This window comes from Streptosporangium sp. NBC_01755, assembly GCF_035917995.1.
In the GTDB taxonomy this organism is placed as follows: Bacteria; Actinomycetota; Actinomycetes; order Streptosporangiales; family Streptosporangiaceae; genus Streptosporangium.
Genome location: NZ_CP109131.1, coordinates 2701921 through 2719627 on the forward strand (window position 1 = coordinate 2701921; position 17707 = coordinate 2719627).

The following is a 17707-nucleotide window of genomic DNA, read 5'->3' on the forward strand; positions in this document are numbered from 1 at the left end:
GACTCAGCGGAACGGACCCGGCAGGGCCTGTCAGGCCGCCCCGATGGCGGAGAAGGACCAGCCCGTCGCGCGGTGAAGCGCGTCGCCGGGCATCGACAGCCTGGCATCGCGCAGGGCCTCGGCCATGCTCAGACCGCGCCGCAGCCCCTCGTGCAGGGCGAGCATCAGCGGCACCACCGCCTCGTCGTCGACCGGCACCGGACTCGCCACGATCCCGGCCGTGCCCAGCGGCAGCAGCGCGGTGGCGAGGCCGAGCAGCTCGTTCGCGCCGACCGGTTGCAACCTGCCGGAGTCACAGCTGGACAGGACGATCCGGTACGGGGCGCTGCGGAGCCGTTCGAGATCGTGCACCGTGAGCGGGCCGTCGTCCATGCCCAGGGAGGAGAACATCGGGCTGTCGGAGCGGAAGGTGCCGTGCGCGGCGATGTGGGCGAGCCTGCTGCCGTCGAGCGCCGCGAGCACGGCCGAGGCGACCGCGGTGCCGTTCTCCAGCACCGTCGCCTCGCCGTACCACGCGGCCAGGGGCGGGATCTCGGCGCCGCCCGTCGCCAGTCCCGGGCCTCTGACCAGCACGACCCGCTCCCGCGACGGCGACGGCTCGATCCGCCTGGCGCGGAGCCAGGCGCTCGCCGACGGCGACACGCTCAGCACCCGCGTCCCCAGCGCGGGCAGCAGCGCCCAGGGCACGCCGTGCAGCCTGCCCGGCGGTACGACGACCACCGGTCCTTCCCCGAGGTGTCGCACCGCGGGGCCGAGCAGCGACTCCTGGAGGCGGCGCCCGCCGGCTTCGAGGATGGGCAGCCTGGCCGCGGAGCCCCCGTACGCGATCCTGCTGAGACCCGCGCGGGCGTGGTCGGCGTCGATCGCCGCGTCGGCCAGTCGTCCCGCGGCGAACCTGCGCACCCGCCCCCGGCCGCAGAGCAGGACGTGCAGGTCTCCGTCGACGGCGACGATCTCGATCAGCCACCCGTCGCCGAGTTCGCCGAGCAGGGCGCCCGCGTCGAAGTGGTGCCCGTCGGAGCCGCCCTCACCGCGCATCCGGAGCGTCCGGTCGCGGATCCCCTTCTCCAGCCGCCGCTGCTCGCGCTCCAGCACGGGGGCCGGGCTGCCTTTCTGCCGCGCCGCCTCGATCCGGCTGCTGATCTCGCGGAAGGCCGTCACGTCGCGGAGCAGCTCGGGATCGTCCGGTGGCCGGGTGGGCGGGACCGCCAGCACCGTGGCGCGCCAGCGCTCGCTCCAGCCGAGGAAGCGGCGGGGGCTCCCTCCGGCGAGGGCCGCCCGCTGCGCGAGCACGGCCAGCTCCGCCCCCTGCGCGGTGGCCCGCGCCCGCAGCTCCGAGGCGCCCAGCGTCATCCTGTACTCGTCCAGCAGGTCGAGCCCCCGGCGGCAGGCGTCCAGCGCGCCGCGGGTCCGCCCCGCCGCCGCCGCCCGCAGCGCCTGCGCCACCCAACCGTCCACCCGGGCGAGGGCGGGCCCGCGCGCCCTGCCCCTGGCCGCGGCGGCCAGGTACCGTTCGGCGTCCGCGCCGGCGCCGAGGGCGAGGGCGGTACGGCCTGCCAGCAGCGACGCCTGGACCGCCTCGGGGGAGTGCAGCTTCGCCAGCCGCAGGGCGACCGCGGCGGCGTCGCGTACCGAACGGGCGGAGATCTCGCCCGCCGCGAACCTGGCCTGGACCAGTACCAGCCGGGCGTGGGCCTGCCACCAGTCGCGGCGCTGGCTGGAGAACAGCCGGACGGCCGCGCTCGCGCGGACGGTCGCCGCGTGCGGCTCACCCGCCGCGATCGCGGCCCGCGCGGCGATCAGGAGGAGTTCGGCGCCGCGGGTCGTCTGCCCTCCCGTACGGTTCAGCAGCTCCGTGGCGGCGTCGGCCTCCTCCAGCGCCTCGCGTGCCAGCCCGGCCGCCAGGAGCACCTCGCACCGCCGGATGTGCAGTACGAACATGGGCGTGCCGAGGGCCTCGTACCGGCTCGCGGCCTCGTCGAAGTGGCGCAGCGCCGCGGGGAGGTCGCCGGACCTGAACGCCGCCAGCCCTCGGCTCTCCACCGCGTCGGCCTTGTCGTGCTCCTGGTCCGTGGTGTCCCACAGCCGCTCGGCGGCGACGAAGTCGGTCTCGGCCCGCTCCACGGACCCCATGGCCAGGTGGACCGTCGCCCTGAGCGTGAGCGCGCGGGCGGTCCAGATCGTGTCCTGTGCCCGGCGCAGGGCGGGAATGGCCCGGCGCAGGTCGTCGAGCGCCTCACGGTGCCCGCCGAGGACCCACCAGGCGTAGCCGCGCCGGAACAGCACGCGGGCGCCGGTGAGTCCGCCGCCCCTCTCGACCGCCGCCTCCAGCGCCGCCATCCCCTGCCTGGTACGGCCCGCGTGAATGAGGGCGGCCCCCAGGGTCGCCAGCACGTCCGCCTCACGGTCCGGGGAGCCGGACCTGACCGCCAGGGTGCGGGCCCGCCGCAGATGGCCGATCGCCACCGCGAGGTCGCCGAAGTCGCGCTGCCAGATGCCGATCACCTGGTGGGCGACGGAGGCGTCACGAAAGGACGGGGTGCCCGCCAGCACGGCCCGTGCTCCGGCCAGCGCGTCGGCGGGCCGGGCGAACACCAGGGGCAGCAGATCGAGCGGATTTCCCACGGAAGGCGGGGTCCGCGGGCTTCCCCCGGTCACGGATCGATGTTAGACGTGGTGTGTTCAGGGCGTCCATGCCGCGGAACCCCCAAGCGAGGAGGGCGCGTCCCCGTGCCGGCGGTCCCGCTCGGCTCCGGACCCGCCGTCCATGCCGTGAGGCTCGTACGACGGAGGTGTATCAACCGGGCGCCCGGTGACTCTTGCCCATGGCGACGTGCGGAATCTCCGAGACAGGAACGGTGAACATGGCACCAGACAGGTTCCAGGAACAGTTCGACCAGATCCAGGCCGCCGTGGGGGAGAAGACCGTGCTCGCGGCGGGCCCCGAGGGCTCGCCCAGCTTCCTCTACGAGAAGGGCTACGTCCTCGCCAGGCGGGACGAGACCCACGAGGTCACCCGGGCGATCCGGGAGGCGTTCCGCCGGGATCGCGGCAGCGACCAGGACGTGGAGCCGGAGGAGCTGGACGGTCCGGGCGGCCTGCTCAAGATCCGGGTCGGGAAACCGGACAAGAGGGCGCGCTGGAGCGACCGGGACGTGTCGGACGCGCTGCGGGCGGTCAAGCAACTGGAGCGTGCCAACCGCCGCCGGATGGTGTCCAGGAACCACATCGTGTCCATCGCGGCGGTGAACTGCTGCCCCGGTGACGAGCCGGTTCCGGTGGCCCGGTGCCAGCCGCCCAACCCCGCGGTGGCCGAGCAGGTGGCCGGCTCGGGAGGCGAGACGAGGGCCACGCCGGTGTCCGTTCTGGTGGTCGACACCGGGCTGGTGGAGAACCACAGGTCGCACCCGTGGCTGAGCCGCGTCAAGGGCAAGGGCAAGGAGATCGAGCTGGACGGGGAGGGGATCCTCAAGCAGTACGTCGGCCACGGCACCTTCATCGCCGGGCTGGTCAGCGCCGTCGCGCCCGGCGCCGACGTCACGGTGCACGGGACGCTGGTCGACGCGGGCGCCATCCCCGAGAAGGAACTGGGGGACCTGCTGCTCGGCGGGATGCTGCCGGAGGGGAGGTGGCCGGACATCATCAACCTGTCCGCGGGAACCCCGACCACGGACGCGGAGCCCCTCCTCGGACTCGAGCGCTTCATGCGCAAGCTGGTGATCGACCACCCGGAGACGCTGCTCGTGGCGGCGGCGGGGAACAACGGCAGTGACGAGAGGTTCTATCCCGCGGCCTACGCCGACGACCCCGACTACGCCGACGCCGTCGTGTCGGTGGGCGCGCTGAGAAAGGACGGCCGGTCCCGCGCGTGCTTCAGCAACCACGGGCCGTGGGTGAAGGTGTACGCGCCCGGGGAGCGCCTGGTGAGCGCCTTCACCGCGGTGGACGACACCCCGGTGCCGTACGACTACCAGCACTCGACCTACGACCACTGCCGGTTCGGTTTCAGCTACGACTGCACCTGCCAGTTCCCCCCGCACCGGGGTGAGCTCACCGAGAGGATGGCGGCGTCGCCCGCCGCGATCCGCGAGCGCGTCGTGTTCGACGGGCTGGCCCAGTGGAGCGGCACCTCCTTCGCCACGCCCCTGGTCGTCGGCATGATCGTCAACCACATGGCGCGGAACAACGTGACCGGTTCCCGGCGGGCCGCCGCCGAGCTGCTGGCAGGCCCCCTGTCCCGCGGCGGGGCGCCGGACCCGGTCGCCCCCTCCCTCATCCCCTCCACCTGGACGCCGTCGAGCGTGCAAAATGTCCCGGTCGTGTGAAAACCGATACGGCCGGATCGGCCCTCCGTCGTACGATGACAGTCCCGAGGGCAAGGGGACGTCACCGTGGATCGAGACTCGACCGGCATCCTCTTCCGTGCCGCGGTGGACGGGGATACCGCGGCGTGGAAATCCCTGGTGGAGGGCCTCAGCCCACTCGTGTGGTCCATCGTGCGCGCCCACGGGCTGAGAGACGCGGACGCGCAGGAGGTCTACCAGACGACCTGGTTCCGGCTCGCGCAGAACCTCGCGCGGATCCGCGAGCCGGACAGGGTCGGGGCGTGGCTGGCCAGCACGGCGCGGCACGAGTGCGTCAAGGTGATCAGGACCGCCCGGCGGATCTCGCCGAGCGACGACCCCGAGGTGTTCGATCGCACCGTCGAGAGCCACACGCCTGAGCAGGCGGTGATCGACGCCGAGGAGGCATCGATGGAGCGGGAGCGGATGCGAGCCACCTGGCAGTCGTTCCAGGAGCTCGGCGAGAACTGCCGGCGGCTGCTGCGGCTGCTCATGGCCTCGCCCCCGGTCAGCTACCAGGAGGTGTCGGCGACGCTCGGCATCGCCGTCGGGAGCATCGGGCCGATCAGGCAGCGCTGCCTGCGGCGGCTGCGCGTCCTCCTCGCGGAACGGGGCTTCCGATGAGCGACGACGTGCTTGAGGCGGAGTTGCGCCGCGCCGTCGAGCTGTTCGATCCCGTTCCCTCCGACCTCCTGCAGCTCGCCGTCGAGGCCTACGCGCTGCGTATGCTCGACGCCGAGCTGGCCGAGCTCGCCTTCGACTCCCTGAGCGAGCCCTCACGGGTGCGGGGAGAGGGACAGCCTCGGCTGCTCACCTTCCAGGGCGCGGGGCTGACCGTCGACCTGGAGGTCACCGTGACCGCCGGCGGGGGGCGCGTGGTGGGCCAGCTGATGCCGCCGCGTCCCGCGGAGGTCGAGCTCCTCGGGCACCATCCGGTCGCGCTGGCCGTCGACGAGCTGGGCAGGTTCGTCCACGACGACGTCCCCGCCGGGCCTTTCAGTCTCCGCTGCCACCTCGCGGGCGCGACCGTCGTCACCGAGTGGATCACCCTCTGACCGCGGCCCACTCGCTTTCGCGCACCCGGCCGGGTCCCCTCGGGTCCCCTCGGGTCCCTTCGGGTCCCGATGCCCGGATGAGGGCTGCCCGCCCGCTGATTCCCGGTGTTCGTCTGATTCCCGGTGTTCGTCTGATTCCCGGTGTTCGTCTGATTCCCGGTGTTCGTCCGGGCGGGTCAACGAGCCGCCGTGCCCGCCTCCCGCAGTGACGAGACGCCCCGCCGCCAGTGGCTCATGACGTGCTCGGCGAAGAGCCGATCCAGGGTCAGCGCGCAGGCCGCCCCGTACAGGACGTCACCGGCCCGCGAGGGGTGCTGCCGCGCGAACCCGCCGCACATGTCGTGCGCGGCGATCTGCTCGGGTACGGCGTCGGCCCGCACGTGCTCGTCGTAGAAACGGCTCGCCGCCTCGTCTCCCCCCAGCCTCCGCAGCCCTCTGGAGTAGCGACGGTTGGGGACCGAGGAGGTCATCGCGGAGGCCGCCAGATGGCCGAGCAGCGCTCCGAGGTGGCGCCGGTGGAGCCCGAACAGCGACATCGCGTTGGAGACGGCCAGCGTGATCGCCGGGACTCGGTCGAGATGGGCGCCGTAGGAGTCGTCCATGCCCAGTCGGCGCATGGTGGTCCGGAACAGCTCCGAGTGCATCCGCTCGGCGTGCCCGCCGCCGTACTCGCCCGCCTGGATCTCCACCAGTGCCGCCTTGGGACGGCCGCTCAGCCGGGGGATCGCCCAGGTGTACGGATCGGCCTCCTTCAGGTGGCGGATCGACCGGTGCGCGACGAACTCGCGGAACTGCGCGAGGTCGGCCTGCCGCTGGAGGAACCCCGGCAGGTCGGGGCCGTCGACGGCGGCGGCCACCAGCTCGGTCAGGGCCTGGCGCATGTGCTCGGGCCGCTGGGTGGGCGGGCACGGCACGGCCCGCGCCAACCCTTCCTCGAACCGTGCCTCCAGGATCTCCCGCACCTCCAGCAGCGAGGGGTTCCACTCCCACCGCTCGTCCACCCCCTCGAAGCCACGGTGGTGCAGCTCGTAGCAGACGAAGAGCGCCAGCTGCACGTCCTCGTCCGCGAGGACCGGCCCCGCGAAACGGGCGGGGAACGACAGGAGCGGAAGCGACAGCAGGCCGAAGCGGTGCGGCGGGTGCACCAGCCGTTCGAAGAGCAGGGTGCTGATCGGGCCCCGCGCGGCGGGCAGCGCCGGAGCCCTGCCCGAAACCGGCACCGGCACCGGCACCGGCAGATCCAGCGTGTCCGGGCGCTCGACGAGTTTCGAGCGCGCCGGGGACTTCGGAGGCCTCAGAGGCCTGCCCGCACCCCCGGGTGAATCGTTCACCGTGATGCCGCCGTCGTGAACGTCGGCGATGCGCCGCCCGTAGTGAGCGGACGCGTCGAACCCACGCGCCATGCGTCCCCCGTTCGATGCCCCCGATCGGTCCGATGCCCACCCCGGAGCCCTCGAAAACTCCCCCAAGATCACTCCTTCTTCCCGACGGCCAGCAGAAACCACGAAATATGCGGATATTCAGCCTGGGCCGCCTGCTGAGCGGACGAGTACCGGGGCCGGAAACGGGCAGGCGGCGGTACCGAGACAGCACGACGCCGGGGGTGATCCGGGGGAAAACGCGGTGCCCCGGCGCGGGGGAACGGGGAAACGCCGGTCTCCCCGTACGGGAAGGTACGGTCAGCTCATGTCCGAGCGCAGCATGCCGCACGACCTCGCCGCCTGGGCGTGCCCCCACGGGCAGGACGCTCGCCGGGGTTGCACGACCTGCTACGAGGAGTCGACCGACGGCGACCAGACCTACCCCTTCTGGGAGGTCGCCGCATGGTTCACCACCTCGCGGCCGATCCCGATAAGAACGCTCCAGGACGCACACCACCACGGCCGCCATTTCGCCCTCGACCAGCCGTCCACGCCGCTGGTCTATCTCCTGACCGGCCGCGCCCGCGCGGGTGACAGCGTGCAGGCGATCGCGGGCGTCGTCGGCTTCCTGCTGCACAACCGGCACGTGGTGGCCGACTTCACCGTGACCGAGACCCGCGCCACCCGCCGCTCGCCCGGTACCGCCGGCGCGCCCAACGCGACCCGCCAGACCGACAAGTGGCTCCAGGACCCGCGCCGCCCCGACGGGCGCCTGCGGTGAAGGCCCCACCGGCGCGGACCTCCGAGGTCCGCCACCCCGTGGATGACAGGTACGGCGAGAGTCCCTAAGCTCGACAACACCATTGTCGAAACAGCGAGGCGGGAGGCGATCGTGCCGGCCGACCCTCCGGGCTTCGAGCTCCCGCTCCGGCTCTTCCTCGGCTTTCGGATGCTCATTGACGAGCTCCACGCGGAGCTCGCCCGCCAGGGACACCCCGACATGCGCCCGATGCATGGGTTCGTCCTGCAGGCGATCGGCTCCGAGGGCACCACGGCCGTGGAGCTCGGCCGGCGATTGGGCGTCTCCAAGCAGGCGGCGGGCAAGACCGTGGACACCCTGGAGCACCTGGGCTACGTCGAGCGGTGCTCCGACCCCGGCGACGCCCGCCGCAAGATCGTGCGGCTCACCGAGCGGGGCTTCGACAGCCTCGCCCGGTCGGCACGCATCTTCGAGGACCTGCGCGCGGGCTGGGCAAGGACCCTCGGCGAGGACCGCCTGCGCGCCCTGGAGGCCGACCTGCGCGCCGTGACCCCGGCGGACGCCTTCCGGCTCGACGTCCCCGGCTGGTTCGGCGGCTACTGACCGCTAGGGGTCGCGGTCAGCCCCAGAGCCGGGACGGCCGGAGCGGGTTGTGCCCGACCTCCAGCAGCGCCCGCCGCCGGTCGTCGTCGTCATCGCCGACCTTCCCCTCGGCCGGCGTGTCCTCGACGCGGTCGACGGCCTGGCGCATCGTCTCGATGTCGTCCGAGGTCAGATCGGCCTTCCGCTTGCCGAGGACCCCGAGCACCTGGCGCCCGAGCGGTGGCATGACCGCCTCGGGGCTCCTGGCGGCGCCCCCGTCCACCGAGGCCGATGCCAGCAGGAAGTCCCGCAGCTCCTCCGACGTCATGTTCACGACCTCGTGGAACTCCTGCCACACCAGGTCGAGGATCAGATCCGATTGGTCGGCCATTGTGCTCTCCTCTCACGCCGGGCCTCTGCGGCCACGCCCCGGACCAGGAGCGGCCGCCGGCGGATCGGATCTCCCCCGGCGGGGACGCGCGGCGGCGGGCGCACGGCCCGCCCTGCCCCGGCTTCCACGCCGCTAACACGGGAACCGGGGTACGGGCGGAATTCAGCACGGCGCGACGTATGCCCCCTCAACCGGGATCATCCGGACCGACGTCCACCCCTCAACCGGGATCATCCGGACCGACGTCCACCCCTCAACCGGGATCATCCGGACCGACGTCCACCCTTCAGGCGGGGTTGTCCACCGTGAAGCGCACGCCGGAGAAGCGGCTCCGCCATTCGGTGACCTCCGGCGCCACGGTGCCCGGGTCGACGTTCTCATCCAGGCCGCGGGCGATGAACGAGGCCAGCTCCGGCATGTCCGCCTCGGTCATCCCGAGCCTGACGATCTCCGGCGTACCGATGCGCAGGCCGTTCACGTCCCCCTCGACCGCCTCCACCGGCAGGCCGATGCCGCTGCTGAGCAGGTTCGCCTCGCGCAGTCGCCGGGCGGCCCGCTGCCCGCCGCCGTAGCGGTGGGCCGGCACGGAGAACTGGTGAGAGCGGGTGCACCCCCGGTCGGCGGCGAAGATCGGGACGCCGAGGGCGAGCAGTTCGTCCGCCAGCCGCCGCGCGGTCGCGATCATCTCTCGCGCGTAGGCGGGCCCTGCCACCTTCCAGTCGAGCATGGTCATGGCGAGCGCGGCGGTCTTGCCCGCGTCGAAGTTGGCGGTCAGTCCCGGATAGGCGATCGCGTCGAGCCGTTCGGCCAGCTCGGCGTCGTTGGTCACGATGAGCCCGCCCGCCGGTCCGCCCAGGCTCTTGTACGTGCTCATGGTGATCAGGTGGGCGCCCTCCTCCAGCGGTTGCGGCCACGCCTTCCCGGCGATCATGCCGCAGAGGTGGGCGGCGTCAAAGAGCACACGGGCGCCGACCGAGTCGGCGATCTCGCGGATGCTCGCCACGGGGTGGTGGAACAGGTTGAGGCTGCCACCGATGGTGATCAGCTTCGGCCGTACCCGCTCGGCGAGCTCGCGCAGGGCGTCGACGTCCACCGTGTAGCCGTCCGGCGTGACGGGGGCGGGAACGATGTTCAGCCCGTACAGGCCGGCCGCGCCGGGCTCGTGGTGTGTGACGTGGCCGCCGATGCTCGCCGGCGGGGCGATGATCGTGTCACCGGGTTCGCAGGTGGCCATGAACGTGTAGAGGTTCGCCAGCGCTCCCGAACCGACGCGTACCTCGGCGTAGCCGGCACCGAAGACCTCCGCGGCCAGCTCGGCGGCGATGATCTCGATCTGCTCGATCGCCTCCAGACCCATCTCGTACTTCTCGCCCGGGTACCCCAGTGACGGCCGCGATCCGAGGCCGGCCGAGAGCAGCGCCTCGGCCCGGGGGTTCATGATGTTCGTGGCCGGGTTCAGGTTGACCGACTCGATGTCGTGGATGCGGTGGTTGTCGGCCACCAGCCGTTCGATCTCGCTCTGGACCGAGAAGGTGGTCTGGTCCGTCACGGCCTTCAGTACGGACCGGACGCGGTCCTCGGTGACGGCGGGCACCCACGGACGGTGGGCGAGGGCACGGGGCATCAGGTGTTCTCCTGGTCGACAGGCAGACGACTGTCGTGGTGATGTCAGGTTGTCTGCCACACGACGTTAGATCGGGGATGATGCCCACCGCATCAGGTGAAAGATGGGGTTTTTCATGCTATTTTCCTACATTTGCCGGAAAAAGATTCCAGGCCACACCGGAAACGATCACTTCTTTCACAGGATCCCCACACGTACCTCCTGCCCCTCGGGGCACCGCCCGAAGACCACATGCCCGAAGACCACATGCCCGAAGACCGCATACGGTCGAACCGCAATAAATGGGTAAGCGGCTCATCCGCTTGCTTTGTAGGATGACCGGCGTGCCAGGGCTCCCCCATCCGGCAGGTGCTCACCGGCCTGATCGAGCCCCCACGACCGGCTGCGCCATGGCCGCCGACTGTCGCATGCGACCGCCGGGGATTCGTCGAGGGCGACCCGCTGCCGCTCTCGGAGATCGTTTTCATGCCGCCGGTCGGGGCCCGCATGTATCCCGGCCTCGGCCCGCTCACTTGACCTCAACCGAGGTTCAGGTCGCAGGCTGAGTCCGATACTCCCCGCTGGAGGAAATCCTCATGATCCCGGCTACCGGGGCGACGGGCGAGGCCGACCGACGACCGGTCCCCCGGCGCGACGCCCCTCTCCCGGCCAACCCACCTAAAGAGACCCCATGCTGACCCGTCTGCTCCGCACGTACCTGCGCCCCTACTTGGCGGCGCTGACCGCCGTGGTGGTGCTGCAACTGGTCGGCACCATCGCCTCGCTCTATCTGCCCAGCCTGAACGCCGACATCATCGACCAGGGCGTCGCCACCGGCGACACCGGCTACATCCTGTCCGCGGGGGGCTGGATGCTGGCCATCTCCCTCGTGCAGATCGCCTGCTCGATCGCGGCGGTCTACTACGGCTCCCACGCGGCCATGGGGTTCGGGCGCGACCTCCGCTCGGCGATCTTCCACCAGGTCGGCGACTTCTCCGCCAGGGAGGTCTCCCGCTTCGGAGCCCCCTCCCTGATCACCCGCGGGACCAATGACGTGCAGCAGGTCCAGATACTCGTCGTGATGACCTGCACGATGCTGGTCACGGCCCCCATCATGGGCGTCGGCGGCATCATCATGGCGCTGCGCCAGGACCTCGGCCTGTCCTGGCTCATGCTCGTCTGCGTCCCCGCGCTGCTGGTGTCGATCGGCCTGATCACCGTCCGCATGGTCCCCCAGTTCCGCGCGATGCAGGAACGCATCGACCAGGTCAACCAGGTGCTGCGCGAGCAGCTCACCGGCATCCGCGTGGTGCGCGCCTTCGTCCGCGAGCGCGAGGAGACCCGCCGGTTCGCCGACGCCAACGACGCGCTGACCGGCACCGCGCTGCGCGTGGGACGGCTGAGCGCGCTCACCTTCCCCACCGTGATGCTGATCCTCAACGTCTCCAGCGGCGCCGTGCTCTGGTTCGGTGCCGGGCGGGTGGACAGCGGCGAGATGCAGATCGGCGCCCTGACCGCGTTCCTGATGTATCTGATGCAGATCCTCATGTCGGTGATGATGGCCGGCTTCATCTCGATGATGATCCCGCGCGCCGCGGTCTGCGCCGAGCGCATCACCGAGGTGCTCGACACCGAGTCGTCGGTGACGCCACCCCGCGACCCGGTACGGCAGGTGAGCGGCCGCGCCGAGCTGGAGATGCGCGACGTCGAGTTCCGCTACCCGGGTGCGGAGGCACCCGTGCTGTCCGGCATCTCCTTCCGCGTGGCGGCGGGACAGACCACCGCCGTGATCGGCAGCACCGGCTCCGGCAAGACGACGCTGGTCTCGCTGGTGCCCAGGCTGTTCGACGCCACCTCGGGCACGGTCTCCGTCAACGGCGTCGACGTCCGCGACCTCGATCCCCAGCTGCTCTGGTCGCACATCGGCCTGGTGCCGCAGAAGCCGTACCTGTTCAGCGGCACCGTCGCCAGCAACCTGCGCTACGGCAACCCGGACGCGAGCGACGAGGAGCTGTGGGAGGCGCTGGAGATCGCCCAGGCCCGCGACTTCGTCGAGGCGATGCCCGAGGGCCTCGCCGCACCCATCACCCAGGGTGGCACGAACGTGTCCGGTGGGCAGCGACAGCGGCTGTCCATCGCCAGGGCGCTGGTCAGCAAGCCCAAGATCTACCTGTTCGACGACTCGTTCTCGGCCCTGGACCTGGCCACCGACGCGCGGCTGCGCGCCGCCCTGCGCCCGCACACCGCCGAGGCCGCCGTCATCATCGTCGGCCAGCGGGTCTCCACCGTCGCCGACTCCGACCAGATCATCGTCCTGGACGACGGTGTGGTCGTCGGTCTGGGGACCCATGACGAACTGCTGGATTCCTGCCCGACGTACATCGAGATCGTCGAGTCCCAACTAGCCGCGGAGACCGCAGCATGAGCGACCGTCCCACGACGACCACGCGACCACCCGCCGGAGGTGGCGGCGGCTTCGGCAGGGGCCCCATCGGGGGAGGAGCCGGGATGCCCGCGGAGAAGTCAATGAACTTCGGGTCCTCCGCGCGACGGCTGATGCGGCGGACGAACCCCGACCGCCCGAAGCTGCTGGCCGTGGCCGGCCTCGCCGTGACCAGCGTGGTGCTCTCCGTCATCGGGCCGAAGATCATCGGTCACGCGACGGACCTGATCTTCACCGGGGTGATCGGCAAGCAGCTGCCCGCCGGGAGGAGCCCGGAGCAGGCCATCGAGGCGGCCCGCGCGTCGGGCAACGACAACTTCGCCAACCTGCTCTCGGTGATGGACGTCGTACCGGGGCAGGGCATCGACTTCGGCGCGCTGGGCACGGTCCTGATGTGGGTCCTGGGGGTCTACGTCGCGTCGTCGCTCTTCGCCTGGTATCAGGGTTACCTGCTCAACGACGTGGTGCAGCGCACCGTCTACCGGCTGCGGGAGGAGGTCGAGGAGAAGCTGAACCGGCTTCCGCTGCGGTTCTTCGACGGCCAGCCGCGCGGCGAGCTGCTCAGCCGGGTCACCAACGACATCGACAACGTCTCGCAGACCCTGCAGCAGACGATGAGCCAGCTGCTGAACTCGCTGCTGCTGGTGATCGGCGTGCTCGCGATGATGTTCGTGATCTCGCCGCTGCTCGCGCTGATCGCCCTGGTGACCATCCCGCTGACGGTGATCGTCACCGGGATGATCGCGAAACGCTCGCAGGGGCACTTCGTCGCGCAGTGGAAGCACACCGGCAGCCTGAACGCCCACATCGAGGAGGCGTTCACCGGCCACGAGCTGGTGAAGGTGTTCGGACGCCGTCCCGAGGTCGAGGAGGTGTTCCGCCAGCGGAACGAGGAGCTGTTCAAGGCCGGCTTCGGCGCCCAGTTCGTCTCCGGGATCATCATGCCGATGATGATGTTCATCGGGAACCTCAACTACGTCGCCATCGCCGTCGTCGGGGGCCTGCGGGTCGCCACCGGGGCGATGAGCCTGGGCGACGTGCAGGCGTTCATCCAGTACTCACGGCAGTTCACCCAGCCGCTGACCCAGGTCGCCTCGATGGCCAACCTGTTGCAGTCGGGGGTGGCCTCGGCCGAGCGGGTCTTCGAGCTGCTCGACGCCGCGGAGCAGGACCCCGACCCCGCGGACCCGGTGGTGCCCACCGGCAGGCGGGGCCGCGTCGAGTTCGAGCACGTGTCCTTCAGCTACGACCCGGAGCAGCCCCTCATCGAGGACCTGTCCCTGGTGGCCGACCCCGGGAACACCGTCGCGATCGTCGGCCCGACCGGCGCGGGCAAGACCACCCTGGTCAACCTCGTCATGCGCTTCTACGAGCTGAACTCGGGCCGGATCACCCTCGACGGCGTCGACATCACCGCGATGCGCCGCGACGACCTGCGCTCGCACATCGGCATGGTGCTGCAGGACACCTGGCTGTTCGGTGGCACCATCCGAGAGAACATCGCCTACGGCAACCCTCGGGCCACCGAGGAGCAGCTCCTCGCCGCCGCGCGTGCCACCTTCGTCGACCGTTTCGTCCGCACCCTGCCGGACGGCTACGACACCGTGATCGACGAGGAGGGGAGCAACGTCAGCGCCGGGGAGAAGCAGCTGCTGACCATCGCCCGCGCCTTCCTCGCCGATCCGTCGCTGCTCATCCTCGACGAGGCCACCAGCTCGGTCGACACCCGCACCGAGGTCCTGGTGCAGCACGCCATGGCCGCGCTGCGCTCGGACCGCACCAGCTTCGTCATCGCCCACCGGCTGTCGACCATCCGCGACGCGGACCTCATCCTGGTCATGGAGGAGGGAAGCATCGTCGAACACGGCACCCACGACGAACTACTCGCCGCCGGGGGCGCCTACCACCGCCTGTACTCCGCGCAGTTCAGCGGTGCTCTCACAGACGAGGAGACGGTCACCGAGGGAGTGCCCACGACGGTCTCACCGTGACCGAGGGAGTGCCCACAACGGCCTCAGTGCCCGAGGGGGTGCCCACGCGGTCTCACCGTGCCCGATGCCCGGGCACCGGGCACCGGGCACCGGGCACCGGGCACCGGGCACCGGCAGGATCGGCGTCCCGTTCTCGCGGGAGTCAGAATCTGACGCGAACGGTGTCCGCCCCGCCTCCCCACCCCATAACCGTGATCTTTCGGACATCCGAGAACAGTACCGACCTCGTGCCCAGGTCGTAGGGAATCCTGAGAAGCCCGTTCCGGCGAGTCGGCCCTATTGACCTCAATCAAAGTTGAGGTCTCATGCTGATCACGACGTTCCCATCGGCAAAGGAGATCCTCATGATTCTGGTTACCGGGGCGACCGGCAAGGTCGGCGGACAGGCCGTGGCCCAGCTCCTCGAAGCGGGTGCCGCCGTGCGCGCGCTGACCCGAAACCCCTCCTCCGCCAGGCTCCCGGAAGGCGCCGAGATCGTACCCGGCGACCTGGCCGACCCCGGCAGCCTGGACACCGCACTGGACGGGGTCGACTCGGTGTTCCTCGTCTGGCCCACCCTCTCGGCCGACCACGCAAGGGAAGAGCACGCCCCGGAAAACGGGACGGCCCGGATCAACGGAAGACCCAAGGGCAGACCCGAGGACAGCCGGTACGCGTGGTGGGTCAGTATGGAGAGGTGAGCGAGGATACGAGCACGCTGGCGAGGTTGCTGGCCGCGGGCGGTGTCGTGGTGCTGAGCGGGGCCGGGATATCGACGGAGTCGGGGATTCCCGACTACCGGGGGCCGAGTGGGGCCCTGACCCGGCACACCCCGATGACCTACCAGACGTTCACCGGCGACCCGGCGGCCAGACGGCGCTACTGGGCCCGGAGCCACATCGGATGGCGGGCGATGACCCGGGCGGCGCCGAACAGCGGCCACCACGCGATCGCGCAACTCCAGCGACGGGGCCTGGTGGCCGGAATCGTGACGCAGAACGTCGACGGCCTGCACCAGGCGGGCGGCGCCCAGGCGGTGGTCGAGCTGCACGGCAGCCTGCATCACGTGGTCTGCCTCGACTGCGGTGATTCGAGCCCGCGCGAGGAGCTGGACCGCCGCCTGACACGGGCGAATCCCCGGTTCGCCGTCCGGAGCGCCGCGATCAACCCGGACGGCGACGTCGAGCTGCGGGACGAGGAGATCGACGGGTTCCAGCTAGTCGGATGCCGAGCCTGCGACCGGGGGGTGCTCAAGCCCGACGTCGTCTTCTTCGGGGAGACCGTCCCACCGGAGCGAGTACGCGAGTGCTACTCCCTCGTGGAGGGAGCACGCCTTCTCCTGGTGCTCGGGTCGTCACTGACGGTGATGTCCGGCCGCCGGTTCGTGCTGCACGCCGCGAAGCTCGGTATCCCCGTGGCGATCGTCAACCAGGGCCCGACCCGCGGTGACGGCTACGCGACGCTCACCGTCGACGCTCCGCTGGGCACGGTCCTTCCGGAACTGGTCCACCGCTACGAGGCCACCGCCGGGATCACAAGCTCCAGATGAGTGCCCGTACGACGGCTGGTCCACCGCTACGAGGCCACCGCCGGGATCACAAGCTCCGAATGAGGGCCCGTACGACGGCTTCGGTGTCGGCGAGGTCTTCCAGCACCAGCTCCGCGCCGGCCTCCTTCAGTGCCCGGACGTCGCTGGAACCCGTGGCGACGGCCACCACCCTCGCCCCGCCCTGATGACCGGCAAGAACGTCGTTCGGTGTGTCCCCGACCAACACCGTGTTGTGCGCGGTGAAGGACTCCCCGTACTTCTGCGCCGCGCGCTTCTGCGCCAGGCCCACCAGCACGGCGCGGTCCTCGTGGTCCATCCCGTAGGCCCCCACCTCGAAGTCCACAAAACGCTCCAGCTCGAACGCCTTGAGCTTGCCGATCGCCAGCGGTTCCATGTTCCCGGTGAGCAGCGACTGGATCACGTCGGCCCGGCCCGCCAGCACGTCGAGCACCTCGCGCACCCCCGCCAGCACCCTGCCCCGCTGCGAGATCTCCGCCTGGTAGACGACGAACGCCTCGGCGAGGGCCGCGACGAAGGAGTTCAGCAACTTCTCCGACACCTCGACGTCGTGCATCCGGAGCGTCTCCGCCGTGATCGCCCAGTCGGTCCGCCCCGCCATGGCCGCGACCCGCCGCATCGGCTGCCCGGTCACCGCCTGGAACGCCTCGGCGTAGATGTCCCGGCCGACCCCGTCGATGCTGACCAGCGTGTGATCGATGTCCCACAGCACAAGCGTTCTAGAAGAGCCCATCATCCGAGCCTAGCGAAGCGGGTATCCCCCCCGCTGACGGCCTCTCCCACCGGAAAAGGGTGCCTGGTCGTGGACCTATCGCCCGACGACCTCTCCCACCGGAGCTCCGCGTCGAACCGGCCCCGGAAAAGGGTGCACGGTCGTGGACCTATCGTCGAAGTCCGCGCCTTTCGGCATTTCATTGCCATGGAACGGTATTGCAGCGATTGCACGCGTCGCGCCTTTGATCTTGCCTCAACCGCGAAGAGTTATCGTCCACTACGAGGCGTGATGGCATGCCTGCATGCTTGATCTCTTAGGTCAAGCGTCCGAGCTGCGCATCGCCTCTCACATCCGCTTGAACATTGGATCAGAAGATGCGTAAACCGTTTTTGGCGATCGCCGCAGCTGTCGGCCTCACCCTTGTCGCAGCGACCGCCCTGCCCGCCCTGGCCGTGGACACCACCGTCACGTTCTCGATCACGGCCACCGGTCTCACGATCAACGCGCCGGGGTCGGCGAACCTGGGCTCGGTGGCATCCGGCGCCGCCAGCATCTCGGGGCAGATCGGTCCCGTCACGGTGACCGACGAGCGCGCCACCCTGAACGGTTCCTGGACCGCGACCGTCACCGGCACCGACTTCACCACCGGCGGGGCCACGGGGCCCGAGACCATCTCGAACATCAACCTCAGCTATTCCCCCGGGGCCGCCACCGCCACGACGGGCGAGGGGACCTTCACACCCGGCCCCGGCGGCATCATCAACGTGCCGCGCACCGCGTTCACCGGTACCGAGCTCACCGGTAACAACACCGCCACCTGGAATCCGACGCTCACCGTGACGATTCCGGCCGCGACCGTCGCGGGAACATACACCGGCACCGTCACCCATTCGGTCGCCTGACCGCAGCCGGCGACA

At 70.7% G+C, this 17707-nt stretch carries 15 protein-coding genes; 10 read left to right on the forward strand and 5 right to left on the reverse strand.

Annotated elements, in window-relative coordinates:
• Positions 1-30: 30 nt before the first annotated feature.
• Positions 31-2625, reverse strand: a complete 2595-nt coding sequence (locus OG884_RS12365; RefSeq protein WP_326645175.1) for a CHAT domain-containing protein — start codon at positions 2623-2625, stop codon at positions 31-33.
• Positions 2626-2864: 239 nt separating this feature from the next.
• Here OG884_RS12365 and OG884_RS12370 point away from each other — a divergent pair, with 239 nt between their 5' ends.
• The 3 genes from OG884_RS12370 (at position 2865) to OG884_RS12380 (ending at position 5398) form a co-directional block, all read left to right on the forward strand.
• On the forward strand, positions 2865-4325 hold the full coding sequence (locus tag OG884_RS12370; RefSeq protein WP_326645177.1) for a S8/S53 family peptidase: 1461 nt from the start codon (positions 2865-2867) through the stop codon (positions 4323-4325).
• A 66-nt stretch (positions 4326-4391) separates the two neighbouring features.
• Positions 4392-4967, forward strand: a complete 576-nt coding sequence (locus tag OG884_RS12375) for an RNA polymerase sigma factor (protein WP_326645179.1) — start codon at positions 4392-4394, stop codon at positions 4965-4967.
• Positions 4964-5398, forward strand: coding sequence for a hypothetical protein (locus OG884_RS12380; protein ID WP_326645181.1), 435 nt, complete (start codon positions 4964-4966; stop codon positions 5396-5398). Before OG884_RS12375 ends, OG884_RS12380 begins: the two co-directional genes overlap by 4 nt.
• A gap of 176 nt (positions 5399-5574) precedes the next feature.
• Here OG884_RS12380 and OG884_RS12385 read toward each other — a convergent pair whose 3' ends face one another.
• Positions 5575-6801 carry an iron-containing redox enzyme family protein gene (locus tag OG884_RS12385; RefSeq protein ID WP_326645183.1) on the reverse strand — a complete coding sequence of 409 codons (1227 nt, stop codon included), beginning with the start codon at positions 6799-6801 and terminating at the stop codon, positions 5575-5577.
• Positions 6802-7084: 283 nt separating this feature from the next.
• On the opposite strand from OG884_RS12385, the gene OG884_RS12390 reads away from it, so the two are divergent.
• Together OG884_RS12390 and OG884_RS12395 are read left to right on the forward strand one after the other, a co-directional pair.
• Positions 7085-7540 (forward strand): hypothetical protein, encoded by a 456-nt coding sequence (locus tag OG884_RS12390; RefSeq protein ID WP_326645185.1) that lies wholly within the window; start codon positions 7085-7087, stop codon positions 7538-7540.
• 111 nt (positions 7541-7651) lie between these two features.
• Complete coding sequence (locus OG884_RS12395; protein WP_326645187.1) at positions 7652-8122, forward strand: MarR family winged helix-turn-helix transcriptional regulator; 471 nt, start codon at positions 7652-7654, stop codon at positions 8120-8122.
• Positions 8123-8138: 16 nt separating this feature from the next.
• Here the strand turns inward: OG884_RS12395 and OG884_RS12400 are convergent, their stop codons facing one another.
• A complete protein-coding gene (locus OG884_RS12400; protein WP_326645188.1) occupies positions 8139-8492 on the reverse strand; it encodes a DUF3140 domain-containing protein in 354 nt (117 codons plus the stop codon).
• A 286-nt stretch (positions 8493-8778) separates the two neighbouring features.
• Entirely contained in the window at positions 8779-10116 is a 1338-nt protein-coding gene (gene glyA, locus OG884_RS12405) for a serine hydroxymethyltransferase (protein ID WP_326645190.1), read from the reverse strand.
• Between the two features lie 670 nt (positions 10117-10786).
• Here glyA and OG884_RS12410 point away from each other — a divergent pair.
• The 4 genes from OG884_RS12410 (at position 10787) to OG884_RS12425 (ending at position 16057) form a co-directional block, all read left to right on the forward strand.
• Complete coding sequence (locus tag OG884_RS12410; protein ID WP_326645192.1) at positions 10787-12520, forward strand: ABC transporter ATP-binding protein; 1734 nt, start codon at positions 10787-10789, stop codon at positions 12518-12520.
• Positions 12517-14529, forward strand: coding sequence for an ABC transporter ATP-binding protein (locus OG884_RS12415; RefSeq protein ID WP_326645193.1), 2013 nt, complete (start codon positions 12517-12519; stop codon positions 14527-14529). The genes OG884_RS12410 and OG884_RS12415 overlap by 4 nt, the downstream gene beginning before the upstream one ends.
• A 344-nt stretch (positions 14530-14873) precedes the next feature.
• The gene (locus OG884_RS12420; protein WP_326645195.1) at positions 14874-15209 is read left to right on the forward strand and encodes an SDR family oxidoreductase; all 336 of its coding nucleotides are present in this window, start codon (positions 14874-14876) and stop codon (positions 15207-15209) included.
• Complete coding sequence (locus OG884_RS12425) at positions 15206-16057, forward strand: NAD-dependent protein deacetylase (RefSeq protein WP_326645197.1); 852 nt, start codon at positions 15206-15208, stop codon at positions 16055-16057. Before OG884_RS12420 ends, OG884_RS12425 begins: the two co-directional genes overlap by 4 nt.
• Positions 16058-16103: 46 nt before the next feature.
• Here the strand turns inward: OG884_RS12425 and OG884_RS12430 are convergent, their stop codons facing one another.
• On the reverse strand, positions 16104-16787 hold the full coding sequence (locus OG884_RS12430) for an HAD family hydrolase (protein WP_326645199.1): 684 nt from the start codon (positions 16785-16787) through the stop codon (positions 16104-16106).
• A gap of 377 nt (positions 16788-17164) precedes the next feature.
• On the opposite strand from OG884_RS12430, the gene OG884_RS12435 reads away from it, so the two are divergent.
• On the forward strand, positions 17165-17692 hold the full coding sequence (locus OG884_RS12435) for a hypothetical protein (RefSeq protein ID WP_326645201.1): 528 nt from the start codon (positions 17165-17167) through the stop codon (positions 17690-17692).
• The last annotated feature ends 15 nt before the right edge of the window (positions 17693-17707 follow it).

Excerpts from the sequence above, each read along its gene's own strand:
- OG884_RS12435 (WP_326645201.1), top strand. The coding sequence starts at position 17,165 with ATGCGTAAACCGTTTTTGGCGATCGCCGCAGCTGTCGGCCTCACCCTT.
- OG884_RS12420 (WP_326645195.1), top strand. The coding sequence starts at position 14,874 with ATGATTCTGGTTACCGGGGCGACCGGCAAGGTCGGCGGACAGGCCGTG.
- OG884_RS12400 (WP_326645188.1), bottom strand. The coding sequence starts at position 8,492 with ATGGCCGACCAATCGGATCTGATCCTCGACCTGGTGTGGCAGGAGTTC.
- OG884_RS12385 (WP_326645183.1), bottom strand. The coding sequence starts at position 6,801 with ATGGCGCGTGGGTTCGACGCGTCCGCTCACTACGGGCGGCGCATCGCC.
- OG884_RS12410 (WP_326645192.1), top strand. The coding sequence starts at position 10,787 with ATGCTGACCCGTCTGCTCCGCACGTACCTGCGCCCCTACTTGGCGGCG.
- OG884_RS12380 (WP_326645181.1), top strand. The coding sequence starts at position 4,964 with ATGAGCGACGACGTGCTTGAGGCGGAGTTGCGCCGCGCCGTCGAGCTG.
- OG884_RS12415 (WP_326645193.1), top strand. The coding sequence starts at position 12,517 with ATGAGCGACCGTCCCACGACGACCACGCGACCACCCGCCGGAGGTGGC.
- OG884_RS12370 (WP_326645177.1), top strand. The coding sequence starts at position 2,865 with ATGGCACCAGACAGGTTCCAGGAACAGTTCGACCAGATCCAGGCCGCC.
- OG884_RS12390 (WP_326645185.1), top strand. The coding sequence starts at position 7,085 with ATGTCCGAGCGCAGCATGCCGCACGACCTCGCCGCCTGGGCGTGCCCC.
- glyA (WP_326645190.1), bottom strand. The coding sequence starts at position 10,116 with ATGCCCCGTGCCCTCGCCCACCGTCCGTGGGTGCCCGCCGTCACCGAG.